Genomic DNA, 25,573 nt, shown 5'->3' with positions numbered 1-25,573 from the left:
CGCCACACGTCGAGCATGACGCATCCACGAAAGTAGGGACTTGGACGTGCGGACGATCCAACCGGACCGCCGTTTGCAACCTTCCTTCCGCACCGGAGCCACGTTTCACGTGTTTTCGCGGGGTTCTGTCCCGCGTCCGGTCTGGAGATGCCCATGTCCCGTGACGACTCCTTCGCGGTAGGTGCGGTGCGGACTTCGCGCCTGCTCGTGGTCCTGTTCGTGGCGACCTTCGCCGCCGGCTGTGGGGACGATGATGACAACTGCGTTCCCAGGACGTGCGAGTCGCGGGGCTTCAATTGCGGCGATGCGACGGACGGTTGTGGCCACGAACTCGACTGCGGCACCTGCGCGGCGCCCGCCATCTGTGGCGGCGGTGGCGAAGACAATGTCTGTGGTTGCCCCGACATCAAGACGGCGTGCAGCCCCGGGGTCGAGTGCGGCACCGAACCGGATGGCTGCGGTGGCGCCGTCTCCTGCGGGACGTGCGCGGCGCCAGAGGTGTGCGGCGGGCGCGGCGTGGAGAAGACGTGTGGCATCCCCGCCGCGAACCGCGAGTGCAGCGACGGCTGGTGCTGGGAGTATCCGCTGCCCCATGGCTACAGCTTCAAGGGCGCGCACTTCAGCGCCGCCAATGACGGCTGGGCCGTGGGCGAGGACGGCTTCATCCAGCACTGGGACGGAACGCGCTGGACGCGCGTGGCCAGTGGGACGCTGACGTCGCTGAGCGACGTGCACGCCCTCTCCGCGACGAACGTGTGGATGGTGGGCGCGGGCGGCACCGTGCTCCACTCCACGGCGGGCGGTGCTTTCTCTCCGGTGAACTCCGGGACGACGCGCGACCTGAACTCCGTGTGGGCCTCCGGTCCGGGCGACATCTGGGCCGTGGGCGCCAACGGCACCGTGCGGCGCGACCAGGGCAGCGGCTTCCAGGGCGTGGACGTGTCCACGACGAAGAACCTCAACGGCGTGTGGGGCAGCGGGCCTTCGGATGTCTGGATGGTGGGGCAGTCCGGGACGCTGCGCCGGTACGACGGCAATGCGGTCTCCGGCATCGACGCGGGCACCACGGACATCGACTTCCACGAGGTGACGGGCACCGGTCCGAACGACGTCTGGACCGTCGCCTCGGATGACCCCTGCATCTTCTGTGACGACTACGGCCAGGTGTTCCGCACCACGCCCGCGGGCATCGAGCAGTCCCTGCGCTCGTCGGATCAGCTGTTCTACGTGTACGCCGCGTCGCCCTCGCTGGTGCTGTCGGGGGGAGAGGACTTCGGCTACGTCTACAACGGCACGAAGTGGACGGACACGGACGAGGACGCCGTGGGGCCCATCACCGGCAGCGGGCCTGACAACGTGTGGTCCTTCGGTTCGGGCGGGCAGGTGCAGAAGTGGAGCGGGCAGGCGTGGACCTCCCAGGCGCCGCTGCGTACCTTGAGGGTGGCGCGGGCCCTCCATGGCACGGGGCCGTCGGACGTGTGGGCGGTGGGGGACCCGGGCCGCGTGCTGCACTGGAACGGCGGCGGCTGGATCGAGCCGCAGCTGGACTTCTCCCCCGTCGACGACGTGACGGGCGTCTACGCGGCCTCCTCGACAGACGTCTGGGTGACGTCTTCCTTCCATGACCGCATCTACCGGTTCGACGGAGCCCGCTTCATCACGCAGTACACCGCGGAGTCGTCGCTGGCGCTGAACGCCATCCACGGCGTATCCGCGGCGGACATCTGGGCGGTGGGCGCGTCCGGCCAGGCCGTCCATTTCGACGGCACCACCTGGACGCGGAAGCCCACGGAGGTCCAGGCGACGCTCAACGCCGTCTGGGTGCAGGGGCCTTCGCTGGCCATCGCGGTGGGCGACGCCGGCACCCTCCTGCGCTGGGACGGCACCACCTGGAGCACGATGACCTCCGGCACCAACAAGGCCCTGAAGGCCGTGTGGGGCAGCGGGCCGTCCGACGTCTGGGCCGCGGGCGCGGAGGGCACGCTGCTGCGCTACAACGGCGCGCTCTGGCTCCCCGTGGCCAGCGGCACCTCGTCCCAGCTCAACGGGCTGATGGGGCGCTCCGCCACCGAGGTCTGGGCGGTGGGCGACAACGGCACGCTGCTGCGCTTCGACGGCGGCAAGTGGAACGCGGAGACCACCGGCACCCGTCGCGTCCTCCGGGGCGTGTGGGCGCCGTCCTCGTCGGAGCTGTGGATGGTGGGGGACACCGCCGTCCTGCACAAACCCTGACACCGGCCCTTCGCGGGGACTCCCATCCCGGTCCCGCCCTGTAGATTGGGGCGGGACACGTCCGCCAAGGAGCGCGCATGGGCTGCTGTCACTACCCCGCCGTGAAGGAAGGCTGCGACAGCGCCTTCACGGTGGACACCTCCCGCATCACCTTCGGCCCCGGCTGTCTCTCCGAGGTGGGCGACCGGGCGCGGGCGCTCGGGATGAAGCGGGTGGCGCTGTTCTCCGACGCGCGCGTGGCGCGGCTGCCGCACTTCGAGAAGGTGCGCCAGTCGTTGCTCGCCGCGGGGCTGGACGTCGTCGTCTTCACGGACGTGCACGCTCCGCATGGCATGGCCTACGCGGTGGCCGGGCGCGTGCGCGACTTCCGTCCCTCCGGCTATCCCCAGGACGAACCGCTGGTGCCGCACGGCCTGGCCGTCATCGTCAACGCGCCAGCGGTGTTCCGCTACACGGCGTCAGCGAGCCCCGAGCGCCACCTGGAGGCCGCGGGCTTCCTGGGCGCGGATGTGCGCGGCGCGGGCAGCGGGGACGCGGGCGAGGTCCTGGCGGGCCGAGTGGTCCAGCTCATGCGCGCGGTGGGCGTGCCCAACGGCCTGCCGGGCGTGGGCTACACGGTGGCGGACGTGGACGCGCTCACGGAGGGCGCCTTCCCGCAGCAGCGCTTGCTCCAGAACGCGCCCCGGGAGATGACCCGGCCCGTCCTCACGCAGCTGTTCCGCCAGGCGCTGCGCTACTGGTAACCCGAACCTGGAGGGCTTCTCCCGTGTCCGACGCAGAGACGGCCGACCGCTACCGCTTCTTCCTGCCCATCACCACGCGGTGGATGGACAACGACGTGTACGGCCACATCAACAACGTCACCTACTACAGCTACTTCGACACGGTCGCGAACCACTACCTCATCCACGAGGGCGGCCTGGACATCCACACCGGGGAGGTCATCGGGCTGGTGGTGGAGTCGAAGTGCGCCTACCGCGCCCCGCTCGCGTATCCGGACCGCCTGCGCGCGGGCCTGCGCGTGGACAGGCTGGGCAACCGCTCGGTCACCTACGGCATCGCCATCTTCAAGGAGGGCGAGGAGCAGGCGGCGGCGCACGGCCACCTCGTGCACGTCTTCGTGGACCGGCGGACGCGGAGGGCCGTGGCCATCCCCGACCGGCTGCGCGACGCGTTGGCGGGAATCGCCGTGACGCCACGCGAGCAGGCCTGAGCGCGAGTCGCCGCAAGGTCGCCCTGGCGACCGGGAGGCCCCTGCCGTCCCGTGTCCCGAGCACGGCCCGCCGTCATCACCATCGTCTCCTGGTACCCCCTGCAGAAGGAGAACGGTGATGTGTTGCAACACCCGAATCTGGCATTCCCACCACTGCATCCTGCCGCCGTACGTCAGCCGTCAAATTGCCCAGAACGGCTCGCCGCAACAGCGCGCGCAGGCCCTGCGGACGCTCTCCATCGACACCACGATGCGCGCCATGCGCTTGTCCATCAGTGGCTCGCCCCAGGCATCGCTGCGCCTCATTCCCGGCCCCATGGTCGTGGAGAGCCACAGGCAGCGCACCATCTACAATGTGAAGAATACCGAGGCCCTACCGGGCGAGGAGGTTCGCAGCGAGGGGAAGCCTGACACCGGCGACGCGGCGGTGGACGAGGCCTACACCGGCCTGGGCGCGACGTATGACCTCTACTGGGAGGTCTTCGGGCGCAACTCCATCGACGGCAACGGCATGCCGCTCCTCGGGCACGTCCACTATGGCAGCGGCTACGACAACGCCTTCTGGGACGGCCAGCGCATGGTGTTCGGCGATGGCGACGGCGAGCTCTTCAACCGCTTCACCATCGCGGTGGACGTCATCGGGCATGAGCTGACCCACGGCGTGACGGAGCACGAGGGGCCTCTTGCCTACTTCCTCCAGGCGGGCGCGCTCAACGAGTCCGTGTCGGACTGCTTCGGCTCGCTCGTGAAGCAGCGCCTGTTGAATCAGACGGTGGATCAGGCCGACTGGCTCATTGGCGAGGGGCTCCTCACGGACAAGGTCCAGGGCAAGGCCCTGCGCTCCATGAAGGACCCGGGCACCGCGTTCGACGATCCGGTGCTGGGCAAGGACCCGCAGCCGGCCAACATGACGGACTTCGTGAACACGACGGAGGACAACGGCGGCGTGCACATCAACTCCGGCATTCCCAACAAGGCCTTCTGCGTCGCGGCCACGAACCTCAAGGGCTACGCGTGGGAGAAGGCTGGCCTCATCTGGCTGGAGGCGCTGCGCGACCCGAGGCTGAAGTCCAACGCAACGTTCCTTTCCTTCGCCCGGCTCACCGTGCTGGCGGCCTCCAAGCTCTACGGCAGCGGCGACGAAGAGCAGATCGTCCGCGACGCCTGGGGCCAGGTGGGCATCAAGATCGCCAAGGAGCGGGCGGGCGAGGTGGCCTGGACGCCGCAGATGCAGAAGCAGGCCGCGCAGCCGGTGCAGCGCAAGCACTAGGCCCTGGGGTCGACGGGACATGCGAATCGAGCTCAAACGGGAGGGAGGCGTCGCCTTCTTCCCTGGCCTCGCCAGGCCCCGCACCGTGGACCTGGCGGCCCTGCCTCCCACCATGGCGGAGGCGCTCCAGCGGCGGGTGCGGGAGGCCCGCTTCTTCGAACAGCCGGCCACCGTGGGCGGTGGTCCCACGTCGGGCGCGGACCGGACGAGTTACGCCGTCACCATCGAGGATGACGGCGGGAGGAGGCATTCGGTCCGGCTGGTGGAGCCGGTGACGGAGCCGCACCTGCGCTCCCTGCTGGAGCTCATCCAGAAGGCCGCTCGGGACAGCGCCTAGTAGCGCGGACGGGTGGGCAGGTTCAGGTCGTCGCGGAGGACGTTCTCTCCGGGGCGGCCGCCCTGCACCACGTCCGGCGTGGACGGATTCTGGTCCAGGTCGATGGGCAGGCCCACCGCGGACGTCTCGCGGTTGTTCACGCCGTCCTTCTCACCGAGCGCCAGCGTGCCGTTGGCGTAGTCCGAGGCGTGCACCATCTCGTGGAACAGCGCGACGACGGGCGGGCGGTTCATCCAGTCCTCGCTGCCCAGCGAGATGCGCGTGGTGTTGTAGTTCACCGTGCCGTTGGTGCCCTTGCCCGGCGTGCCGTCCGCGTTGAACCAGGCGTCGTCCTTGTTCTGCGCGGACGCGGAGTTGCCGCTGGACGTTTCCTTGATGGTCGTGGTGTGGCCGCTGTCATCCAGCGTGCGCAGCAGGTCCTGGCCCGAAGGCAGCGAGCGCATCGCGTCCAGGTCCGACTGCACGCGCGCCTGGAAGTCCGCGCTGCCCGACACCGTCACCGAGCGGCCGCGCTGGTCGGCGTTCGTCATGTCGACGATTTCGCGCTCGCCCTCGGCCGCGTCGGCGGTGGTCTCACCCTCCTCCACGTAGAGCTTGTCCGTGCCCGTGCCGCCACGGACCGTGTCCTTGCCCGCGCCGCCCGCCACCGCGTCGTTGCCCGCGCCGCCGCTCAACGTGTCGTCGCCGCGCCCGCCGATGACCTGGTCGTCGCCCTCGCCGCCGTAGGCCCGGTCATTGCCCGCGCCGCCGTCGATGTAGTCCCGGCCCTTGCCGCCGGACAGGTAGTCGTTGCCGTCCAGGCCGTAGAGCACGTCGCGGCCCTCGCCACCCATGATGCGGTCATCGCCCGCGCCGCCCTCCAGGTAGTCGTCGCCGTCCTGGCCCTTCAGCGTGTCCTTGCCGTCACCACCGATGAGGGTGTCGTTGCCCGCGCCTCCGATGAGCGTGTCGTTGCCCTTGCCACCGGTGAGCTTGTCGTCGCCCGCGCCGCCGTCCAGGGTGATGTCCTGCGTGACGCTCGCGTCCACGGTGATGGAGTCGTTGCCGTCACCGCCGTTGATGATGGCGCCCTTGGCCTGCTCCGCGGTCAGCGTCACCGTGTCGCTGCCGGACTTGATGGTCAGCCCGCCGTCCTTGTTCTGCGACACCGTCGCGGTGTTGTTGCCCGCGCCCAGGTCCACCACGGTGCGGCCGTCCGCGTTCGTGCTCACCTGGGGCCCGGCAAGGGCGCTGCCCACGCGGCCCGCGATCTTGCCCAGCGCTTCGCCGATGCCGCCAGCCGCCTTGCCCGCGGCCTTGCCCAGGGCGCCCCCAGTGCCCTCATTGGAGCGGATCTCCGCGGACAGCACCGGCCGGGAAGCGGCGCCCGAGCGCGGGGCCGAGTCGAAGCCGTCCTTCATCCGCTGCGCGACAGCGGCCTTCACCACGTTGGGCTTCGCCGTGACGGGAGCCTTCACCGGCTGCGTGCTCACGGGGGACGAGGTGGGGCGCGAACCAGGCTTGCCAATCGAGGTCATGTCGCTTCTCGCGGGTGACGGAGACACCCGGTGCGGGCCCGGCGGACGGCTGCCGGGGAGCGGATGAATGCCGCCCGAAGGGGATTGTCGCGAAAGCGTGACGGCGGTTGCCTCGGGCCGCTGATTCCAAGCCAAACCCTGGGAATGACTCGTTCAGGGGTGGGGGGCAGGGCCGTGTCACGGGCGTGTGACACGGGCCGCTCGTTCGTGTGACAGGACCGCGTCGCCGGTAACGGTGTGGCAACAACGGGGGGTGGTGTGTGGCGGAGGGCCGCGCTCTTCGGTAACGGGAGCGCCACAACGGGACCGGGCGGGTCCCTCCCTGCTCCCCGCCCGTCTCCCACGAACCCATGACCCTCGCTTCGTCCCACCGCTCCGTCCTTCAGGCCCTGCTGGCTGGTACCGCGCTCTTCTTCTCCTCCTCCACCCTGGCCCAGGAGACTCCGCCCGAGTCCGCGCCCAAGGGCGAGGTCGTGCCTCCCGCCGCCCTGCCGCCGCCCGCGGAGGAGAAGGAGAAGGAGAAGAGCAAGCCCTGGTACGAGAGCATCCGCCTCCGGGGCTACACGCAGGTCCGCTACAACCGGCTGCCCAGCTTCCGGGTGAACGACTCGCTCATCAACGACCAGGGCGACCGCTTCCTGGGCAAGGACACCGGCTTCGGCATTCGCCGCGCGCGGCTCGTCATCTTCGGGGACGTGCACCCGCACGTGTCCATCTACCTGCAGCCGGACTTCGCCTCCGTCATCGGTGACCAGTACAACGTCGCCGTCATGCGGGACTGGTACGCGGACATCTTCGTGGACGCGAAGAAGGAGTTCCGCTTCCGCGTGGGCCAGTCGAAGGTGCCGTTCGGCTTCGAGAACCTCCAGTCCAGCCAGAACCGCCTCGCGCTGGACCGCAACGACGCCATCAACAGCGCGCTGAAGGACGAGCGCGACGTGGGCGTGTTCTTCTACTGGGCGCCCTCGCACATCCGCGAGCGCTTCAAGTTCCTCGTCGACAGCGGCCTCAAGGGCTCTGGCGACTACGGCGTGGTGGGCCTGGGCGTCTACAACGGCCAGACGGCCAACCGCGCCGAGCGCAACAACAGCCCGCACGCCGTCGCGCGCGTCAGCTACCCCTTCCTCTTCGGCTCCCAGTACGTGGAGGTCGGCACCGGCGCCTACTACGGCCGCTTCAACCTCAGCGCGGCCCCGCGAGATGACGCGGCCTATGCGCTGGCGCGTGGCCCCAACATGGTGGATGCCCGCGCCATCGTCAGCCTGATGATCTACCCGCAGCCCCTGGGCTTCCAGGCGGAATACAACATCGGGCGTGGGCCGTCGCTGGGCTCGTTCCCTGACGAGGCGCTGCTCATCGACAGCCGGAACCTGCAGGGCGGCTACGCGCAGCTCATGTACAAGCTGGACGGCGTGGTGGGCGTGTCGCTCATCCCCTACGTGCGCGGCACGCTCTACAAGGGCGGCAAGAAGTTCGAGACCAACGCCCCCCGCTACGACGTGCGCGAGCTGGAGCTGGGCGCGGAGTGGCAGATCTGGAAGGCGCTGGAGCTGACGGCCGCCTACGTCATCGCGGACCGCACCTCGTCGCGCTACCCGTATGAACAGGAGCAGGGGCACGTGACGCGCCTCCAGCTCCAGTTCAATTACTGAGTCAGAGTCGCGGGTCGACGGGCTCGCTCTCCAGGGCGAGCACGCCGAAGACGCACTCGTGCACGCGGCGCAGGGACTCCTTCTTCGTGAAGCGCTCCAGTCCCTCCACGCCCAGCGAGAACTCGCGCAGCGCGAGGGAACGCTTGGTGCCCAGGCCCCGCTGGCGCAGCCGGTCCAGGTTCGCGGGCGTGGTGTACTCCGGGCCGTAGATGATGCGCAGGTACTCCGTGCCACGGGACTTGATGGCGGGCTGCACCACGCCCTTGCGTCCGCGCACCGCGAATCCAAACGGCTTCACCACCATGCCCTCGCCGCCGCGCGCGGTGAGCACCTCCCACCACCGCACGCCGCCGGCCACCGCGTCCGCGTCCTCCAGCGCCACGACGCGGTAGGGCGTGGCCACCAGGAACGACGGGTCCGCGCGGCACACGCGCGCCAGCGTCTCCATGTGCCAGACGTGGTCCTTGTCCACGTGGGTCGCGCCCTCCGTGGCCAGCAGGTGGAATGGTGCCAGTCGCACGTCGTCCAGCGACGTCACCGGCCAGCAGTAGCGCCGGTACGCCTCCACGTAACGCTGGACGTCGGTGGCCTTGTCCGTGAAACGCGCGGCCAGCTCGCCCAGCGGCAGTCCCCGGGCGGTGGCCTGCCCCAGCACGGACACCACGTCCGTCAGCGCCGCGCGGGAGGCAGCCCCCACGGCGGCGTATGGGTCGCGCAAGAGTTCCTGGGCCTTGAGCGACCAGGGCATCAGCTCGCAGTCCAGGCAGGCCCAGTCCGTCTTCAGCTCCTCCCAGAAGCCGGACGCGTCCAGCGCCGCCCGGACGCGCGCGAGGAGCGCGGCCTCCAGGGCTTCATCGGTGAAGAAGCGCCGGCCGGTGCGCGTGTAGCAGACGCCCGTCTCGCCAGAGGTGACGCCGAAGCGGCGGCGGGCGGCGTCCGCGTCGCGCGCGATGACGACGACGGCGCGCGAGCCCATGTGCTTCTCCTCGCAGACGACCTGCGCCACGCCCTCCTTGCGGTAGTAGTCGAACGCCTGCTGGGGATGCTCCAGGAAGCCGGGCTCGGTGCTCGTCTCCGACGGCGACATGGTGGGCGGCAGGTAGATGAGCCAGCGCGGATCGATGGCGAAGCGGCTCATCGCCTCCAGCGCCGCGGTGGTGTTCTCCTCGCGCAGGGTGACGTTCGCGGCCAGTCGCGTGGAGATGACGCGCTTGCCCCGCACGTCCTCCAGGTCCAGCACGTCATCCGCCTGTTGCTGCGCGCTCAGGCCGGACGGAGCCGGAGCGGCCAGGGGCTTCACCGGCTCGCAGTACACGCGCTGCGCGGGGACGGAGACCAGCTCCCGCTCCGGGTAGCGCAGGGCGGTGAGCTGGCCGCCATAGACGCAGCCGGTGTCAACGCACAGCGTGTTGTTGACCCACTCGGCCTCCAGCACGGCCTGGTGGCCGTACACCACCGACGCGCGGCCCCGGTACTCCGCCGCCCAGTTGAAGCGCACCTGGAAGCCGTACTCGTCCGTCTCGCCCGTCGTCTCGCCGTAGAGCGCGAAGGTGCGCACGCGGCCGGAGCCCCGGCCCTGCATGCTCTCCTTCAGGCCCGCGTGCGCCACCACCAGGCGCCCGTCGTCCAGCACGTAGTGGGACACCAGCCCGTCGATGAACTTCGCCACGCGCTGGTGGAACTCCGGCGGCTCCTTCTCCAGTTGCTCCAGCGTCTGGGCCATGCCGTGGGACACGTTGACCTTGCTGCCGCGCAGCTTGCGCAGCAGCTTCATCTCGTGGTTGCCCGGCACGCACAGCGCGGTGCCGGCCTCCACCATGTCCATCACCAGCCGCAGCACGCCCGGGATGTCCGGGCCGCGGTCCACCAGGTCGCCCAGGAAGACGGCCTTGCGACCCTCCGGTGGGCGCACGTCGACGCCCGGCGTGCCGTCCGCGCGCGGACGCACCTGGTAGCCCAGCTTCGCGAGCAGCGCCTCCAGCTCCTCGCGGCAGCCGTGGATGTCTCCGATGATGTCGAACGGCCCGCGCTCGCGCTTGAGGTTGCACCAGAGCGGCTGGCGCTCCAGCACCACGCGCTCGATGGCGTCCGGCTTGAGGACGTGGAGGTGGCGGAAGCCTTCGCGCTCCAGGCCGCGCATGGAGCGGTGCATCTGCGAGACCTGGTTGCGCACGAAGCGGAAGCTGGCGGCGCGGTCCGGCCGCTGCTGGTTGCGCTCGATGCAGGTGCGCTCCGGCACGTCCAGCACCAGCGCCACGGGCAGCACGTGGTACTCGCGCGCCAGCTCCACGAAGGCCTTGCGGGACTCCGGCTGCACGTTGGTGGCGTCCACCACTGTGAGCAGGCCCCGCGCCAGCCGCTTCGCCGCGACGAAGCGCAGCGTCTCGAAGGCGTCCTTCGTCGCCTCCTGGTTGTTCTCGTCGTCGGACACGACGCCCCGGTAGGTGTCCGAGGAGAGCACCTCCGTGGGCTTGAAGTGACGGCGCGCGAAGGTCGACTTCCCCGAGCCGGACGGCCCAATCAGGACGACGAGTGACAGCTCTGGAATGTGGATGTTCATCGCGTGAATACCGCCATCTGCGTCGGCGCGCCGACCTCCGCGTCGTTCTCGCCCACCGGCCGGAAGCTCACGGTGTAGCCGTAGCGCTCGCACATGCTCGCCGCCCACGCCTCGAACTCGGCGCGGGTCCACTCGAAGCGGTGGTCGCGGTGGCGGAAGGTACCGGTGGGGAGCGAGGTGAAGCGCACGTTGTACTCGGCGTTGGGGGTGGTGAGGAGGATGAGGCCCGGTCGCGTGTACTCGAAGAGCACGCGCTCGAAGGCCGCGAGGCGCGGCATGTCCAGGTGTTCAATGACCTCGATGACGGTGGCGGCGTCGAAGCCCGCGAGCCGCTGGTCGCGGTACAGGAGCGAGCCGTGCAGCAGCTTCACGCGCTGCCGTTGCAGGTCCGGCATCCGTTCGATGCCGAGCCGGTCGTGGGCAATCTCCAGCGTGCGGTGGGACACGTCCATGCCGACGAGCTCGGTGAAGCGGCGGTCCTTCAGCAGGGCCTTGAGCAGCCGGCCCTCGCCGCAGCCCAGGTCCACCACGCGCGCGGCGCCGTGCTCCTGGAGGACGGTCATCACCGTCTGGAGCCGCTGCTCGTTGAGGCTCAGGCGTGATTCGAGCACGGCCTCCTCGGCGTTGCGCGCCTCCTGGCGTTCCTCGGGCTCGGGGGCCTCGTCGCCCGCGAGCCGCTCCAGGGCTTCGCGCGCCAGGCTGTGGCGGTGGCGCAGGTAGCGGCGGGCAATCTGTTCGCGCTCCGGGTGCGTGGCGAGCCAGCCCTCACCGTGGCGCACCAGCTTCTCCACCTCCTCGTCGCCGACCCAGTAGTGCTTGTCGTCGTCGAGCACCGGGATGAGGACGTACAGATGCGAGAGCAGGTCGCCCAGGCGCACGTGTCCCTCCAGCGTCACGGTGAAGTAGCGGCTGTCCCCCCACGCGGGCACCGTCTCGTCCAGCGCGTGGCGGGTCGCGGTGACGGTGTAGCCGAGCGGCTCGAAGAGGCGGCGCAGGAAGGTTTCACCGCCCCGGCAGGGCAGCACCGACAGGCGGGCGGAGAAGGGCAGGGGTTGTGCGGCCAGCTCTGGCCGGTCCTTGCTGCGCCCCGACAGCGCGGTGCCGAAGACGCGGGACAGCGCCACGCTCATGAAGGACGACGCCACGTAGGGTCGGTCGTTGACGTACTGGTCCAACGTGCCGCCCTGGCCTCCGGACGACGGACGGCCGCGCACCAGGGCGACGGGGTCCACCTCCAGGAGGAGCGCCGCCGTGGTGCGGCCGGCGGAGGCCTCCGGGTAGAAGACGTGCGCCAGTCCGAAGGGAAGCTCGAAGGACTGGGGCCGTTCCGGGTTCTTGTGCAGCAGGTAGCCCAGGTCCGTCGCGGGCGAATGGGTCGTCGATAGGGTCAGGAGCATGGGGGCGCGCGTGAATCCTGCTGCGCGCCGGACGGGTGGAACAAGGGGCCCTGACGAAAGCGGCCCCTTCTTCCCCGCCTACCCGCCGACTGACTGGTCGATGGCGCCGAAGATGCTGGCGCCCGAGTCGTCCCGCATCTCGATGCGCACCCGGTTGCCGCGCTTCAGGAACGGCGTCTTCGGCGCACCGTCCCGGAGCGTCTCCACCACGCGCACCTCCGCGATGCACGAGTAGCCCGCCCCACCCGCACTCACCGGCTTACCGGGACCGCCGTCCGGGCCCCGGTTGGACACCGTGCCGGAGCCCACGATGCTGCCCGCGCAGAGCGAGCGTGTCTTCGCCGCGTGGGCCACCAGCATTCCGAAGTCGAACGTCATGTCCACGCCCGCGTCCGCTCGGCCGAAGGGCTCGCCGTCGAGGAAGACCTCCAGGCGGCAGTGCAGCTTGCCTTCCCGCCACGCGGTGCCCAGCTCGTCTGGCGTGACGAACACCGGAGAGAACGCCGACGCGGGCTTGGACTGGAAGAAGCCGAAGCCCTTCGCCAGCTCGTTCGGAATCAGGTTGCGCAGCGACACGTCGTTGACCAATCCCACCAGCACGACGGCGCCCAGGGCCTGCTCGCGCGTGGCACCTGGTGGTACGTCGCGCGTCACCACCACGACCTCGCCCTCCATGTCGCAGCCCCACGACTCGTCGGCGAGCGGGATGGGCTGACGCGGCCCGAGGAAGCCGTCGGAGCCGCCCTGGTACATCAAGGGGTCGGTCCAGAAGGAGGGCGGAAGCTCCGCGCCGCGTGCCTTGCGCACCAGCTCCACGTGGTTCACGTACGCGGAGCCGTCCGCCCACTGGTAGGCGCGGGGCAGGGGCGCCGCGCACCGGCTGGGGTCGAAGGGGGCTCCCGGAACCTCCCCGCGCTCCAGTCGCTCCGACAGCGCGCGCAGGGCCGGCGCGTGGCGGTCCCAGTCATCCAGCGCGGCCTGGAGCGTGGGCGCGATGGCGGACGCATCCGCCTGCCGGGACAGGTCCTTCGTCACGACGACGAGCCGTCCGTCTCTTCCTGCGTCGACCGAGGCGAGCTTCACGACTGGCCGCCTCCCGAGGACTGCATCTTCGCCTTGGGCAGGTCCGCCCAGCAGGCGTCGTAGTCCTTCTGGAGGACGGAGCTCTCCATGGCCTGGAGCGTGGGCGCGATGACCCAGCGGGTCTCGAACATGAAGGCGAGCGTGTTGTCGATCTTCTTCGGCGTCAGCTCCGCGGCGACGGCGGCTTCGTACGTCTTGCGGTCCGGGCCGTGGGCGCTCATGCAGTTGTGGAGCGACGCGCCGCCGGGCAGGAACGCGTCCGCCTTGGCGTCGTAGACGCCGTGGACCAGGCCCATCAGCTCGCTCATCACGTTGCGGTGGAACCAGGGCGGCCGGAAGGTGTTCTCCGCCACCATCCACCGGGGCGGGAAGATGACGAAGTCGCAGTTCGCCGTTCCCGGCGTGTCACTGGGCGACGTGAGCACCGTGAAGATGGACGGATCCGGGTGGTCGTAGCTCACCGTGTTGATGGTGTTGAAGCGCGCCAGATCGTACGTGTACGGCACGTTGTTGCCGTGCCACGCCACGACGTCGAACGGCGAGTGATCCAGCGTCGTCTCCCAGAGGTTCCCCTGGAATTTCTGCACCACGCGCGTGGGGCGCTCCACGTCTTCATACGCCGCGTGGGGCGCCACGAAGTCGCGAGGGTTCGCCAGGCCGTTGGACCCGATGGGCCCCAGCTCCGGGAGCCGGAACTGCGCGCCGTAGTTCTCGCAGATGTAGCCGCGCGCGGAGCCGCCGGGCAGCTCCACCCGCATGCGCATGCCGCGAGGGATGAGCGCGACGTGGCCGGGCGGAACCTCCAGCACGCCCAGCTCCGTGACGATGCGCAGTGTCCCGGACTGGGGGACGATGAGCAGCTCACCGTCGGCGTTGAAGAACGCCGTGTCCGTCATGGACGCCGTCGCCGCGTAGAGGTGCACCGCCGCGCCCGCGTTCTCGGCCGGGGAACCATTGCCGCCCAGCGTGAAGAGGCCCTCCAGGAAGGTGGTGGGCGTGGTGGGCATGGGCGCCGGGCTCCAGCGCAGCCGGTTGGGCGAGGGAGGCACCTCCCGGAAGGGTCCGCTCTTCATCGTGCGGGCCTCCACGGGCCGGTACGCCGGGTGGCCCGCGCTGGGCCGCAGCCGGTACATCCACGTGCGCCGGTTCACGCCGCGCGGCGCGGTGAACGCGGTGCCGGAGAGCTGCTCGGCGTAGAGGCCGAACGCGACGCGCTGGGGCGTGTTCTGGCCTACGGGAAGCGCACCGGCGACAGCCTCCGATGCGTGCTCGTTTCCAAGGCCTGTCAGATGGCGGACGTTTTCCATGGCGCCCGAAATAGTAACAGATGTAACCAATCCGGCAAGGCTCAGGGGCCGGGCTTGAGGGCGCGGATGGCGGCCCGCTCCACGCGCTCCAGCAGCGAGCGCAGCACCTCGCGTTCAGAGGGCGACAGCTCCGCGAGCACCTCCGCCTCCGCTTCGAGCGCGGCGGGGGCGATCCGCTGGTAGAGCCTGCGCCCGGAGGCGGTCAGCGTCAGGCGCCGCGAGCGGGCGTCGCTCTGGCTCGTGGCGCGCCGCACCAATCCGCGCTCCTCCAGCGAGCGCGCGGCGCGGCTCACCGGGACCTTCTCCATCCGCGTGCGCCGGACGAGCTCCAGCTGCGAGCGCTCCCCGTCCTCGCCCAGGACGGCGATGAGCCGCCACTCCTGCGTGGAGAGGCCGTCCTCGGCCGCGTACACGCGGGCGATGCGCTGGCTCACGACGTTGTCCGCGACCGACAGGCGATAGGGGAGGAACTCATCGAGGGTGAGGCTCGCGGTGCGTGCTTTCTTCATCGGGCGTCCGACTATAGCCAGCGCGGCCCGCGTGCCATGGCCCGTGTGGGGGCGGTGCCAGGCGCTTCGCGCGGGAGAACAAGGCCCGCCGCGCAGCGCTCGTCGAAGAGAAGACCCAATTGGAGACGGAACTGCGGGACCTCCAGGCTCGCCGCGATGGCCTGCGCTCGCGGCAGTGGCAGCCCCGCCCCTCCGTCCCCCTCATCGCTTTGAACTTCTGACCGCGTCAGTAGGTGCAAGCGCGGTTGTTGCAATACCCCTGACGCGTGCCGCAGACGCAATCCGAGTCATCGATGCAGCGGGTGGACGGGCACGTCGGGCCGCCACCACCGCCGCCACCGCCCGGGAGCTGGTAGGAGCAGGCGTTGCGCTCGCAGGTCACGGACCGCGCGTTGGGACACGCGTTCCAACAGTCGTCCTCGGAAGAGCACCGGACGGAGACACAGATCAGGCTCGCGGCCTCCTCGGGCCTAGGCTCGGACGACATGACCTCGGTGGCGGCGCACACTGCCTGTGCGGCCATCTCCAAGGCTGGCGCGGATGGCTCCGCGAAGGCCGCGGTGGCCGCGAAGGACAACAGGACGGCGACGCTCCAGGACAGGCTTCGACGGGACGACATGGCGGCAGGCTCTTTCCTCCCAGGGACGCCATGCGGCACTGCATGAGGATTCCTGGGAATGCCAAATTAACATGGTTGTCATGACTGGCTCCGGTTCCGCCGGACGCGTCCCGGGCAAGGGGTTCATCGGTTGGATTGACACCCCGCCCGGAGCCGATTGCCGCATGCGCCAGGTCCCCCCACCGTTCCTGGGAGATCGCAGGCCCGGGGGGACCTCATGCGCGCGCAACTCCTGTTCATCCTCATCCCGTCTTTGATTGTTCCGGGGACGTATGCCGGAGCGCAGGACGCCAGCCCGCCGGATGCTGGCGCGGCCGCGCACGGGGCGCATGGCAAGCCATCCGCGCTGTCGAGCCTGACCTCGCTCGCCCAGGGCGCGGTGCTCTTCGACAACCTGGGGACCTTCCAGCGGAAGGTGACGACCCGGTCTCCCGAGGCCCAGGCCTTCTTCGACCAGGGCATGCGGCTCACGTATGCCTTCAACCACGACGAGGCCGCGCGCTCGTTCGCCCGCGCCGCGCAGTTGGATCCTTCCTGCGCCAGTTGCTTCTGGGGCGTCGCGCTGGTGCTCGGGCCCAACTACAACGTGCCCATGCTGCCGGACCGGGCCGGGACCGCATGGACGGCCCTGCAAAAGGCCCAGGCGCTCGCCCCCACGGCGACTCCCACGGAGCAGGCGCTCATCGGCGCGCTGTCCCAGCGCTACGGCGGGCCGGAGCCCCGCACGCCCGACCAGATGAAGCCCTTCTCCCAGTCCTACGCCAACGCCATGCGCGACGTGGCGAAGCGCTTCCCGGACGACAACGACGTGCAGGTGCTCTTCGCCGAGTCCCTGATGAACCTCAACCCGTGGAAGCTGTGGACGCTAGATGGCAAGCCGGCGCCAGGGACGGGAGAGATTGTCTCGCGATTGGAGTCGGTGCTCGCGCGCGCGCCGAACCACCCGGGCGCCAATCACTATTACATCCACGCCGTCGAGGCCTCGGATCACCCCGAGCGCGCGCTCGCTTCAGCGGACCGGCTGCCGGGGCTGATGCCCGGCGCGGGCCATGTGGTGCACATGCCGGCGCACATCTACCAGCGGGTAGGCCGGTACGCGGATGCCTCGGAGAGCAACCGCCGCGCTGTCCAAGCGGACAATGACTATCTGCGCCAGGTGGAGCCCATCGGCTACTACCCGATGTACCTGGCCCACAACTGGGGCTTTCTGTCGTTCTCCTCGTCCATGGAGGGGCGCGCGGGGGAGTCCATCCGCGCCGCGCGCGAGTCCGCGAACGTCCTGCCGCCGGAGATGCTGAAGGAGATGCCGGGCATGGACTTCTTCGCCTCGGAACCCCTGCTCGCGATGGTGCGCTTCGGGCGCTACGACGCGCTGCTCACGGAGCCCCGGCCGGACCCGAAGTACCCGGTGCTGACGGGGCTGTGGTTGCACGCGCACGGGCTGGCGCTCGCGGCGAATGGGGAGTTCAAGGAGGCCCGTGCGGAGCACGCGGAGTTGGTGAAGCTGGCCGCGAACGTTCCCGACACGATGACCGCCGGAAACAATTCGGCGAAGGACGTGCTGGACGTGGCGGCCCGCGTGCTCGATGCCTCCATCTCCGAGCGCCAGGGCTGCGCTGACGCGCTGACGCGCTGGGAGGACGCGGTGCGCGCCGCGGATCAGCTGGCCTATTCAGAGCCCAGTGACTGGTTCTACCCCGTGCGTCACTTCCAGGGCGCGGCGCTGCTGGACGCGAAGCAGTACAAGGCCGCGGAGGCCGTCTACCGGGAGGACCTGCGCCGCAACCCCGGCAATGGCTGGGCCCTCTTCGGGCTCGCGCAATCGTTGAAGGGGCAGGGGCGCACGGCAGAAGCCAACGCCGTGCAGCAGCGCTTCAAGACGGCCTGGGCGGGCTCCGACTTCGCGCTCACCCGCACGGCCTTCTGACGTCAGCGGGCTTCTGCGCGGCGGAAGCCGTACACCCATGCGCCCGCGGCGACGAGCGCGGGCAGCACCACCGACACCGTGAGCGCGCCGAACACGGCGTCGTTGGTGGGCTGCCCGATGAAGTCCACGCCGGACACGCGCAGCCACGCCTTCACGCAGGTGATGCCCCAGTTGGCCCAGTTGGCGACGATGACCGCCCAGGCCAGCCGCTGCTGTCCCACGGGGCCGTAGCGCAGCATGGGCAGCGTCCACGCGACGCCCAGCAGGAAGAACGTGCCCATCAGCGCGTTCAGGTGCGCGGCGAGCGCCATCTGCGGATCCGCTGGCACCTTGCCCGTCATCGCCGCGGAGACGTAGCCGCCGGTGAGCAGGCCCACCAGCATCAGCCACGCCGCGGCGTGGGCCATCAGCCGGACCGCGGGCTGGACGAGCGGGACGACGGGGGACTCGGGGACCGAGGAGGCCTCGGAGAGGGGGCGGGCGGATGCGTTGCGCATGGTGGGCGGAGCGGCATCCTCGCACCCGGCCGCGCACGGACGCCAATCCCCCCTCCTGACTCCCAGCGTCAGAAGCGGGCCTGGAGCAGCACGTTGAAGCCCACGGCGTTCGAAGGTTGGAAGACCGGCGCTCCGACGCCCGTGACGTCATCCTCGAAGAGGGTCCGGTTCGGGTCGTGCGTGTAGGAGACCTCCGCCAGTACGCCGGCAACCGCTCCCAGGTCCCAGCGGGCCGTGGCCTTCACCGTCACCACCAGCCCCGGGTCCTCGCCTTCGGGCAGAAGGGTGAGCATGTTGGGCGCCTGGAACACGGCGGTGTAGTTGCGGCCCGGGAGGCCCACCGGCGGGTTCCGGAGCGAGGCGGGGCGGGTGAGGCGCACGAGCAGCCCGGGCGTCAGGCCCCAGTCCTGGAGGTGGTAGTCGCTGCTCAGCGTGCCGGATACCTCCGCGCGCGTCTCCGAGTCGTTCATGAAGGCCTGGTACGGAGGGAGCCCGGGCGCGTCGACCTGCATGAAGGAGAGCGTGCGGACGTAGGCCAGCGCGTGCGCGCGCCAGAAGCCCTGCTTCACCCGTGCCTCCAGGGCTCCCGCGCCCCCCGTTTGCGTGGTCCGTTCGAGAAAGGCATCCGGATCCAGCAGTCCCTGTGACAAGAGGCTCCCCTCCAACGACACCGACGCGGCGAAGCCGCCGGGGTAGGTCTCCGGCTCGAAGAAGCGTTCGAAGAAGGTCGGGTCGCCCTGGTAGAGCTTCAGGTCGACGTTGTTCCCGATGGGGGCACCCCGGTGCCAGACCGCGCCCAGCGAGGCGCCGCGCATGGGGACGTGCATCTCGATGCCGAAGTTCGCGGCGGCGGGCACCTGGCCCCGGTCGAGCACCGTGCCCTTCAAGGCCAGGCGCAGCTCGGGCGTGACGTCCAGGAATCCGCCCGCGAGCAGGGCATAACGGCGTGAGAAGTCCAGGCTCAGGTCATCAAGCACGTTGGCGGATTTGATGGCCACGAACGCATCCCATCGCCGCCGGGACAGGCGCAGTTCCAGCGCGGACTCGTTTCCCGAACGGCGGGGAAAGGCCTGCCGTTCCCAGGTGACCGGGTACGTGAAGCCCATGTACAACCGCGACGTGGTGATGGGGTGGACCGCCACTGCGAGTCCCTCTCCGGACTCCCAGCCCGGGGGCCGGTAGCGCAGCCGCAGGTTGCTGCCGAAGTCCTGCAAGGCAATGCCCTGGGTGGCCGGCGTGGAGAGGAAGAACGACAGCGTGGCTTCCGCGCGCAGGCCCGACGCGAGCTCCGGCGTATGGCCTTCCAGCGCCGCATGGAAATACGTGGCCGAGCCATCGGCATCGATGTCCTCGTCGAGGCCCTGGACGGACAGCCGCGCCTGGAAGGGCGGTTCGGTGGGCGTGGCTTCAGGGGACTGTCCCAGGCACAGCAGCAGGGGAAGCGTCAGGAGTGGAGACGTCATGGGCGCGCGCGTCTATCACGTCCCGCCCGGGACAGGCATTCCCACCAAGCGCTTCAGGACGACGCGTCAATGCGGCTGTGGCGCCGCGTGTCTGGCATCACCGTGTAGACGAGCAGCGAGCAGAAGATGCAGGCCGTGACGTACCAGAAGAACCACTCCTCGCGCCCGGCCAGCTTCAGGCGCGTGCCCACGTACTCCGCGGTGCCTCCGAAGAGGGACACCGTCAGCGCGTAGGGCAGCCCCACGCCCAGGGCGCGGATGCGCGCGGGGAACAGCTCCGCCTTCACCACGGCGTTGATGGACGTGTAGCCGGAGAGGATGACCAGCGCGGCCATCACTAGCAGGAACGCGGTGAAGGCGTCCCGCGTCCGCGTCAGCGCCGTGAGCAGCGGCACCGTGCACAGCGTGCCCAGCACGCCGAACCCCATCAGCACCGGCCTGCGTCCCACGTGGTCGGAGACGAACCCCAGCACCGGCTGGAGGAACATGTAGAGGAACAGCGAGCCCGCGGAGATGAGCGTGGCCTCATCCCGGGTCAGCCCCACGGAGTTCACCAGGAACTTCTGCATGTAGACGGTGTATGTGTAGAAGGCCAGCGTCCCGCCCATCGTGAGACCCACCACGACGGCGATCTCCTTCGGGTGGCGCAAGAGCTCCCGCATGGGGTGGTGCTCGGACTTCTTCGCGGCCTCGCGGGTGAAGGCCTCCGTCTCCACCATGTTGCGGCGCATGTAGAAGCCGAAGATGGCCAGCGCCGCGCCAATGCCAAACGGGATGCGCCAGCCCCACGCTTCCAGCTGCGGGCCCGTCAACACCAGCCGCTGCAACACCAGCAGCGTCAGCGTGGCCAGGAGCTGTCCCATGATGAGCGTGACGTACTGGAAGGAGCTGTAGAAGCCGCGGTGGCGGGAGGTGGCCACCTCGCTCAGGTAGGTGGCGCTGGTGCCGTACTCGCCGCCCAGGGAGAGGCCCTGGAGCAGCCTCGCGAGTATCAGCACCACGGGCGCCGCCACGCCGATGCGCGCGTACGTGGGGCACACGGCGATGACCAGCGAGCCCAGGCACATCAGCGTGACGGACAACGTCAGCGCGGACCTGCGGCCCCGGAGGTCCGCGTAGAGCCCCATCCACCAGCCGCCCACCGGCCGGATGAGGAAGCCCAGCGCGAACACGCCGGCGGTGTTGAGCTGCTGCACCAGCGGATCCGCGTCCGGGAAGAACGCCTGCGCGAAGTACAGCGAGAACGCCGAGTAGACGTAGAAGTCGTACCACTCGATGAGGTTGCCCACCGAGCCGCCGAAGATGGAGAGCAGCCGCTGCCGCACAGGGGACATCGGGCTCAGGGCTCAGGCCTTCAGCGTGCGGCCGAACAGGTCCTCGAGCCTCTTCCAGTGCGTCTCCGCGACCTCCGCGTTGAACGCGGCCGAGCCCGCCACCGAATAGCCGTGCTGCGCGCCGGGGTAGAGCTCCGAGCGGTACTTCACGCCCGCGTCCTTCAGCGCCGCCTCCAGCGTGTGGATGGCGTCCGCGGGCATGGAGTTGTCCTGGTCCGCGTGGCCGAAGTACAGCTCGCCCTTCACCTTGTTCACCAGGCGGTGGGGGCTGTCGGGCGAGTCCGTGGCCAGGCGGCCGCCATGGGAGGACGCCACCGCGCCGATGCGCTCCGGGAAGTCCGCGCCCATGCGCACGGCGATGCCGCCGCTGAAGCAGTAGCCGGCCACGCCCGCCTTCGGGCCCTTCACGAAGGGCTGCCGGGAGAGGAAATCCAGCTCCGCGCCCGCGTCCAGCTTCAGGCGCTCCGGCGTCAGCGCGCCGATGAGGCCGTAGAGGCGCTTGCGGAACGCCTCGTCCGCGAAGGAGCCCTGGAGGTCCAGCTTCGAGGTGTGTCCGTCCCGGTAGAACACGTTGGGCATCAGCACGACGTAGCCGGACTTCGACAGACGCCGGGCCATGTCCTCGAAGACGGGCCGGATGCCAAAGGCATCCGGAATCATGATGACCGCCGGCCACGGTCCCGAGCCCTCCGGCTGGAACAGCTTCGCGTCCATCACTCCATCCGCGGTCTTGATGTCGACGTCCTGCATGGCGTGGGTGACCTCCCGCGCGGGCGGTGCATGCGCCCGGCAGGAGGGTGACACCACACGCGCGAGCGATGCGCCATCCGTTTCGCGACGGGCCCCCTCCGCCCCGCGCGAAACGGACATTTGCTGGGACTACTTGACGCAGTTGCTCCAGCCGCGCTTGCTGTTGCTGACCGTCATCTCCCAGTAGCGGGTGCCGCTGTTGTAGTCGATGGAGACGCCGTCATTGAAGTCGCTGGTGTTGAAGTTGCCGCCGATGCCGGACAGCAGGCAGGCCACGCCGCCGGGGTTGTAGTCCAGGTTGTGTGTGAAGGTGCCCGGGTTGCCCGCGATCCACAGCCAGCCGCCCTGGGCCGTGGGGACGTCCACGCAGATGGCGCGGGCGCCGCCGGAGCCGCCCAGGCTGCCGCCCAGGTACCAGTTGTAGCCGTCGTTCCAGACGCGGGCGTAGTCGGAGTTGGCCGTGAAGCCGCCCGCGGCCTCCACCTGCGTGAGGAAGCAGCGGCGCGACGCGGTGACCGCGCCCAGGAGCTTCGCCGCCTGGCCGTCGTACCAGGCCATCTCAGGGGTGCGGTTGGTGGCGGTGTCGAGGCACTGGACGCCCGTGCTCAGCGCCTTGCTGTTGGTGTGGTTGACGAAGATCTGCCAGTTGCCGGCGTACTGGTACACGCCCGCGCCGGCCCAACTGGTGCCCTTCAGGTTGCCCTGGACGCCGGTCAGGAAGCAGGTCCGGCCCGTGGAGGTCCCGATGGCGGTGGAGGTCAGGCCGTTGTTGGAGGTGCCCCACCAGTAGGTCCCGCCCAGGTTGACACCCTGCTCGGCCGTCGCGAGGGCCGCGTCGGCGGGGGCGGCGGGGGCGGCGGTCTCGGTGACGGCCTCGCCCGCTGGGGCCTCGCCCGCCAGGGTCTCGTCCATCATGGGGTCGCCGCCACAGCCCACCGCGAAGAGGCAAAGGGGGGCCGCCAGGAACAGCTTCCGCGCGAAGTGATTCGTGTGCATGTCGCTTCTCCGTTCGTCGTTTGGAAATGCCAGCGATGCGTCCGCTGGCCGGGGTTCGTCCCGGCCGGGTCGCCAGCGGGGAACGTGGCGGGACATGAGCAACGGGGATGCCAGCGCCGCGTCCCTGGGGTGCGTGTCGAGGGAGGGCGTGGGGAACGGCAAGCCTTGCGTGTCCACCCCGCGTGCGGTCCGGCAAGGCTTGCACGGACGGCAAGAGTTGCACGGCCGGGGCGGCCGGGAGGTGTGTCCGCGCGGGGCTCCTGGCAGGATCGCGCCATCAGTCTACGGAGCGGGGAGGGCAAGTTGGTCATGCATCGCGAAGGCGCGGCCGTGGTCCGGACGCTGGTGGTGCTGGGCGCGCTGTTCGGGGCCGGCGCGCGGGCGGAGGTGACGCGCGCGGAGTTCCTGGTGCCGTCGGAGGAGGGCATCGAGGTGTCCGTGCGCGAGGTGAAGGACACGGGCATGCAGGTGGCCAACCTGCCGCCGCTCATCCTCCTGCACGGCGCGCGGGTGCCGGGGCGGGCCTCGTTCGACCTGCCCGTCGAGGGCGGCTCCATCGCGGCGGAGCTCGCCCGCGCGGGGCACGCGGTGTACCTCATGGATGCGCGCGGCTATGGCGGCTCCACGCGGCCCCTGGCCATGAGCACGCCCGCGAAGGGCCGGCCCCTGGTGGGCTCGCACGAGGTCGTCCAGGACGTGCACGCGGTGGTGGGCTGGGTGAAGGCGCGCACGGGGCAGCGCCGCGTGGGGTTGGTGGGATGGGCCACGGGAGGTCACTGGGCGGGCATGTACGCCAGCCTCCACCCGGACAACGTCAGCCACCTGGTGATGCTCAACGCGCTGTACGCGGGCAGCGCGGAGCACAAGATGCTGGGGAAGGGCACGGACTTCGAGGACCCGAAGCGGCCGGGGCACTTCAACGCGGAGGGCATGGGCTCCTACCGGTGGAACACGGGCGCGTCGCTGATGGCCGTGTGGGACCGGCAGTTGCCCGAGGCGGAAGAGGAGCGGGTGAAGTGGCGGGACCCGGAGGTGGCTGCGTCGTTCCAGCGCGAGGCGGTCACGAGTGATCCGCTGGGGCCGTCACGCACGCCGTTCGCCTTCCGGGCGCCGTCCGGGGCACTGGAGGACAGCTTCTACCTGGCCACGGGCCGGCAGCTGTGGGACGGAGCGTCCATCACCGCGAAGGTGCTCATCCTGCGCGCGGAGAATGACTTCTGGAGCCGGCCGGAGGACGTCACGCGCCTCCAGGAGCACCTGAACCACGCGGCCAGCGTGAAGGCCGTGGTGCTCCCGGGCGCGACGCACTTCGTGCACCTGGAGCGGCCGGAGCGGGGCCGCCGCCTGCTCATGGACGAGCTGCTGCGCTGCACCGGTGCCCGCGTCACCCCCGCGCCGAAGCCCCCGAAGCCCGCCACGCCGTGAGCCGCTAGACTGGTGGGGATGATTTCCATCCGGAGACTCGAACAGGCGACCCCCGAGGAGCGGGAGGCGCTGGCCGAAGTGCTCATCGACTCCGTCGACGGAGGCGCGTCGGTGGGCTTCCTGCCGCCGCTCTCTCGGGACGCGGCGGTGGAGTACTGGCGGGGCGTGCTCGCGGCGCTGGGGCCGGGGCTGGTGCTCTGGGTCGCGGAGGTGGACGGTCGCATCGACGGCACCGTGCAACTCGCGCCCTCGCTGCGCCCCAACGGGCTGCACCGCGCGGAGGTGCAGAAGCTGCTCGTGCATTCGCGGGCCCGGGGGCAGGGGCTCGCGTCGCTGCTGCTTCAGGAGATTGAACAGTACGCGTGGGGCGCGGGGCGCACGCTGCTGGTGCTCGACACGCTGGCGGGCTCGAAGGCGGAGTCCGTCTACCAGCACTTCCAGTGGCAGCGCGCCGGCGAGATTCCCGACTGGGCGCGGCACACCGATGGTGAGCTGCACCCCACGGTCCTCTACTTCAAGCGCATCGTTCCCTGACGTTCACTGCGCGCGGGGGCAGGGCGGGATGCCGGAGCGAAGCGCGCATGGAATGACGCGGAGATGTGTTGTTTCACAGGTCACGCCGGAGGGGCGCCTTCAGGGATGATAGGGATAGCGCGCCAGGACCTTCCCGTCCGCCGACACGGCATACAATTCGTACCAGTGCGCGGAGGGATTGAATCCAGGTGCTGCCCAGCCACACTTCGCGACGTTTCGCTTGATCTCCACGAAGTACATCCCGCCGTGTTGGGCCACGGAGACCTCCATGGCCTTGGCGGTATATGAGCAGTCCTTCGCATACTCCTTGGGAAAACCTGCCAGCAGCCGCTGCAAGGCCGCATGGGCGGCGAGAACCGCCGGTCCGTCCAGCGTTGCCAGGGGCCGCAGGTCGTCAGGCCATTCAATCCCCTCCGCGACGAGGGGGGCGCGGGGCGTGGTACCGCCGTCGGCATTCGTCACCACGGGCGGAGACACGACGCTGCCCCCGTCCCTCGCGGCTGTGCCAGAAGAGGCGGGAGGCGTGCCTCCGTCCAGCAGGAGCGTGAGGAGAAGGACGTGAGGAGTGGCCATCGTTCCGCAGGATAGCGGGTTGTCCGGAAGCCTGTGCAGTCTCACCCAAGGCGATAGTCCTGGGCTCAGTCCGCCCGGAGCACGACCGCCGGGGGCACGTGCGCGGCCCTTCGTGCTGGCAACAGCGCCGCGAGGAACGCCATCGCGCCGAGCACCGCCACCACCAATCCATACGTGAGCGGATCCGTGGGCCGCACTCCGTTGAGCAGGTGCGACAGCGCGCGGCTGGCTCCCCATGCGAGTCCCAGCCCCAACACCAGCCCCACCGCCGTGAGCCGCAGGTAGTGGCTCAACACCATGCCCATCAGCTGGCCCGCCCTCGCCCCCAATGCCATGCGGATGCCCAGCTCTCGCGTGCGCTGCACCACCGCGTAGGCC

The 25,573-nt window shown here is 70.0% G+C and carries 23 protein-coding genes; 9 read left to right on the top strand and 14 right to left on the bottom strand.

Annotation, left to right across the window (positions count from 1 at the left end):
• The first annotated feature begins 153 nt into the window (after positions 1-153).
• From D7X99_RS12020 to D7X99_RS12000, 5 genes are all read left to right on the top strand, one after another.
• Entirely contained in the window at positions 154-2,232 is a 2,079-nt protein-coding gene (locus D7X99_RS12020; protein WP_121777910.1) for a hypothetical protein, read from the top strand.
• Positions 2,233-2,309: 77 nt separating this feature from the next.
• Positions 2,310-2,975 carry an iron-containing alcohol dehydrogenase gene (locus D7X99_RS12015; protein WP_121777909.1) on the top strand — a complete coding sequence of 222 codons (666 nt, stop codon included), beginning with the start codon at positions 2,310-2,312 and terminating at the stop codon, positions 2,973-2,975.
• 23 nt (positions 2,976-2,998) lie between these two features.
• The gene (locus D7X99_RS12010; RefSeq protein ID WP_169826010.1) at positions 2,999-3,445 is read left to right on the top strand and encodes a thioesterase family protein; all 447 of its coding nucleotides are present in this window, start codon (positions 2,999-3,001) and stop codon (positions 3,443-3,445) included.
• Positions 3,446-3,563: 118 nt separating this feature from the next.
• Positions 3,564-4,715, top strand: a complete 1,152-nt coding sequence (locus D7X99_RS12005; RefSeq protein ID WP_121777908.1) for a M4 family metallopeptidase — start codon at positions 3,564-3,566, stop codon at positions 4,713-4,715.
• Between the two features lie 19 nt (positions 4,716-4,734).
• Complete coding sequence (locus D7X99_RS12000) at positions 4,735-5,052, top strand: protealysin inhibitor emfourin (protein ID WP_121777907.1); 318 nt, start codon at positions 4,735-4,737, stop codon at positions 5,050-5,052.
• Here the strand turns inward: D7X99_RS12000 and D7X99_RS11995 are convergent.
• Positions 5,049-6,569, bottom strand: coding sequence for a M91 family zinc metallopeptidase (locus D7X99_RS11995; protein WP_121777906.1), 1,521 nt, complete (start codon positions 6,567-6,569; stop codon positions 5,049-5,051). The genes D7X99_RS12000 and D7X99_RS11995 overlap by 4 nt on opposite strands.
• A 350-nt stretch (positions 6,570-6,919) precedes the next feature.
• On the opposite strand from D7X99_RS11995, the gene D7X99_RS11990 reads away from it, so the two are divergent.
• Positions 6,920-8,221: a porin gene (locus D7X99_RS11990; RefSeq protein WP_121777905.1), complete on the top strand. Its 1,302-nt coding sequence runs from the start codon at positions 6,920-6,922 to the stop codon at positions 8,219-8,221.
• Between the two features lies 1 nt (position 8,222).
• Here the strand turns inward: D7X99_RS11990 and D7X99_RS11985 are convergent, their stop codons facing one another.
• From D7X99_RS11985 to D7X99_RS11960, 6 genes are all read right to left on the bottom strand, one after another.
• Complete coding sequence (locus tag D7X99_RS11985) at positions 8,223-10,781, bottom strand: polynucleotide kinase-phosphatase (protein WP_121777904.1); 2,559 nt, start codon at positions 10,779-10,781, stop codon at positions 8,223-8,225.
• The gene (locus D7X99_RS11980) at positions 10,778-12,178 is read right to left on the bottom strand and encodes a 3' terminal RNA ribose 2'-O-methyltransferase Hen1 (protein WP_121777903.1); all 1,401 of its coding nucleotides are present in this window, start codon (positions 12,176-12,178) and stop codon (positions 10,778-10,780) included. Before D7X99_RS11980 ends, D7X99_RS11985 begins: the two co-directional genes overlap by 4 nt.
• Positions 12,179-12,256: 78 nt before the next feature.
• Positions 12,257-13,261, bottom strand: a complete 1,005-nt coding sequence (locus tag D7X99_RS11975) for a fumarylacetoacetate hydrolase family protein (RefSeq protein WP_121777902.1) — start codon at positions 13,259-13,261, stop codon at positions 12,257-12,259.
• Complete coding sequence (gene hmgA / locus D7X99_RS11970; protein WP_121777901.1) at positions 13,258-14,568, bottom strand: homogentisate 1,2-dioxygenase; 1,311 nt, start codon at positions 14,566-14,568, stop codon at positions 13,258-13,260. Before hmgA ends, D7X99_RS11975 begins: the two co-directional genes overlap by 4 nt.
• Positions 14,569-14,609: 41 nt before the next feature.
• Positions 14,610-15,077: a MarR family winged helix-turn-helix transcriptional regulator gene (locus tag D7X99_RS11965; protein ID WP_121777900.1), complete on the bottom strand. Its 468-nt coding sequence runs from the start codon at positions 15,075-15,077 to the stop codon at positions 14,610-14,612.
• 226 nt (positions 15,078-15,303) lie between these two features.
• Positions 15,304-15,696, bottom strand: a complete 393-nt coding sequence (locus D7X99_RS11960) for a hypothetical protein (RefSeq protein WP_121777899.1) — start codon at positions 15,694-15,696, stop codon at positions 15,304-15,306.
• 217 nt (positions 15,697-15,913) lie between these two features.
• On the opposite strand from D7X99_RS11960, the gene D7X99_RS11955 reads away from it, so the two are divergent.
• Entirely contained in the window at positions 15,914-17,623 is a 1,710-nt protein-coding gene (locus D7X99_RS11955; RefSeq protein WP_121777898.1) for a hypothetical protein, read from the top strand.
• 2 nt (positions 17,624-17,625) lie between these two features.
• Here D7X99_RS11955 and D7X99_RS11950 read toward each other — a convergent pair whose 3' ends face one another.
• From D7X99_RS11950 to D7X99_RS11930, 5 genes are all read right to left on the bottom strand, one after another.
• The gene (locus tag D7X99_RS11950; RefSeq protein WP_233613313.1) at positions 17,626-18,120 is read right to left on the bottom strand and encodes a hypothetical protein; all 495 of its coding nucleotides are present in this window, start codon (positions 18,118-18,120) and stop codon (positions 17,626-17,628) included.
• Positions 18,121-18,188: 68 nt separating this feature from the next.
• Positions 18,189-19,583: a hypothetical protein gene (locus D7X99_RS11945; RefSeq protein ID WP_121777897.1), complete on the bottom strand. Its 1,395-nt coding sequence runs from the start codon at positions 19,581-19,583 to the stop codon at positions 18,189-18,191.
• Positions 19,584-19,636: 53 nt separating this feature from the next.
• Positions 19,637-20,917 (bottom strand): MFS transporter, encoded by a 1,281-nt coding sequence (locus tag D7X99_RS11940; protein WP_121777896.1) that lies wholly within the window; start codon positions 20,915-20,917, stop codon positions 19,637-19,639.
• A 12-nt stretch (positions 20,918-20,929) separates the two neighbouring features.
• On the bottom strand, positions 20,930-21,667 hold the full coding sequence (locus D7X99_RS11935) for a dienelactone hydrolase family protein (protein WP_121777895.1): 738 nt from the start codon (positions 21,665-21,667) through the stop codon (positions 20,930-20,932).
• Between the two features lie 129 nt (positions 21,668-21,796).
• The gene (locus D7X99_RS11930) at positions 21,797-22,663 is read right to left on the bottom strand and encodes a hypothetical protein (RefSeq protein WP_121777894.1); all 867 of its coding nucleotides are present in this window, start codon (positions 22,661-22,663) and stop codon (positions 21,797-21,799) included.
• A gap of 309 nt (positions 22,664-22,972) precedes the next feature.
• Between D7X99_RS11930 and D7X99_RS11925 the strand changes: the two genes are divergently transcribed.
• Together D7X99_RS11925 and D7X99_RS11920 are read left to right on the top strand one after the other, a co-directional pair.
• Positions 22,973-24,088 carry an alpha/beta fold hydrolase gene (locus tag D7X99_RS11925; RefSeq protein ID WP_121777893.1) on the top strand — a complete coding sequence of 372 codons (1,116 nt, stop codon included), beginning with the start codon at positions 22,973-22,975 and terminating at the stop codon, positions 24,086-24,088.
• An 18-nt stretch (positions 24,089-24,106) separates the two neighbouring features.
• Complete coding sequence (locus D7X99_RS11920; RefSeq protein WP_121777892.1) at positions 24,107-24,622, top strand: GNAT family N-acetyltransferase; 516 nt, start codon at positions 24,107-24,109, stop codon at positions 24,620-24,622.
• A 99-nt stretch (positions 24,623-24,721) separates the two neighbouring features.
• On the opposite strand, the gene D7X99_RS11915 is transcribed toward D7X99_RS11920, so the two are convergent.
• Both D7X99_RS11915 and D7X99_RS11910 read right to left on the bottom strand, forming a co-directional pair.
• Entirely contained in the window at positions 24,722-25,087 is a 366-nt protein-coding gene (locus D7X99_RS11915) for a hypothetical protein (RefSeq protein WP_233613310.1), read from the bottom strand.
• A 173-nt stretch (positions 25,088-25,260) separates the two neighbouring features.
• Positions 25,261-25,573 (bottom strand): FtsX-like permease family protein (locus D7X99_RS11910; protein ID WP_121777891.1); only part of this gene is annotated, 313 nt, incomplete at its 5' end.

It is taken from the genome of Corallococcus sp. AB032C (genome assembly GCF_003668935.1).
Lineage (GTDB): Bacteria > Myxococcota > Myxococcia > Myxococcales > Myxococcaceae > Corallococcus > Corallococcus exiguus.
Note: the sequence above shows the minus strand (reverse complement) of the source record. Positions and strands in the feature narration are given on the sequence as shown.

Coding starts and splice junctions, on each gene's coding strand:
- D7X99_RS12020 (WP_121777910.1), top strand. CDS start 154: ATGTCCCGTGACGACTCCTTCGCGGTAGGTGCGGTGCGGACTTCGCGC.
- D7X99_RS12015 (WP_121777909.1), top strand. CDS start 2,310: ATGGGCTGCTGTCACTACCCCGCCGTGAAGGAAGGCTGCGACAGCGCC.
- D7X99_RS12005 (WP_121777908.1), top strand. CDS start 3,564: ATGTGTTGCAACACCCGAATCTGGCATTCCCACCACTGCATCCTGCCG.
- D7X99_RS12000 (WP_121777907.1), top strand. CDS start 4,735: ATGCGAATCGAGCTCAAACGGGAGGGAGGCGTCGCCTTCTTCCCTGGC.
- D7X99_RS11995 (WP_121777906.1), bottom strand. CDS start 6,569: ATGACCTCGATTGGCAAGCCTGGTTCGCGCCCCACCTCGTCCCCCGTG.
- D7X99_RS11990 (WP_121777905.1), top strand. CDS start 6,920: ATGACCCTCGCTTCGTCCCACCGCTCCGTCCTTCAGGCCCTGCTGGCT.
- D7X99_RS11985 (WP_121777904.1), bottom strand. CDS start 10,781: ATGAACATCCACATTCCAGAGCTGTCACTCGTCGTCCTGATTGGGCCG.
- D7X99_RS11980 (WP_121777903.1), bottom strand. CDS start 12,178: ATGCTCCTGACCCTATCGACGACCCATTCGCCCGCGACGGACCTGGGC.
- hmgA (WP_121777901.1), bottom strand. CDS start 14,568: ATGGAAAACGTCCGCCATCTGACAGGCCTTGGAAACGAGCACGCATCG.
- D7X99_RS11965 (WP_121777900.1), bottom strand. CDS start 15,077: ATGAAGAAAGCACGCACCGCGAGCCTCACCCTCGATGAGTTCCTCCCC.
- D7X99_RS11960 (WP_121777899.1), bottom strand. CDS start 15,696: ATGTCGTCCCGTCGAAGCCTGTCCTGGAGCGTCGCCGTCCTGTTGTCC.
- D7X99_RS11955 (WP_121777898.1), top strand. CDS start 15,914: ATGCGCGCGCAACTCCTGTTCATCCTCATCCCGTCTTTGATTGTTCCG.
- D7X99_RS11950 (WP_233613313.1), bottom strand. CDS start 18,120: ATGCGCAACGCATCCGCCCGCCCCCTCTCCGAGGCCTCCTCGGTCCCC.
- D7X99_RS11945 (WP_121777897.1), bottom strand. CDS start 19,583: ATGACGTCTCCACTCCTGACGCTTCCCCTGCTGCTGTGCCTGGGACAG.
- D7X99_RS11940 (WP_121777896.1), bottom strand. CDS start 20,917: ATGTCCCCTGTGCGGCAGCGGCTGCTCTCCATCTTCGGCGGCTCGGTG.
- D7X99_RS11935 (WP_121777895.1), bottom strand. CDS start 21,667: ATGCAGGACGTCGACATCAAGACCGCGGATGGAGTGATGGACGCGAAG.
- D7X99_RS11930 (WP_121777894.1), bottom strand. CDS start 22,663: ATGCACACGAATCACTTCGCGCGGAAGCTGTTCCTGGCGGCCCCCCTT.
- D7X99_RS11925 (WP_121777893.1), top strand. CDS start 22,973: ATGCATCGCGAAGGCGCGGCCGTGGTCCGGACGCTGGTGGTGCTGGGC.
- D7X99_RS11920 (WP_121777892.1), top strand. CDS start 24,107: ATGATTTCCATCCGGAGACTCGAACAGGCGACCCCCGAGGAGCGGGAG.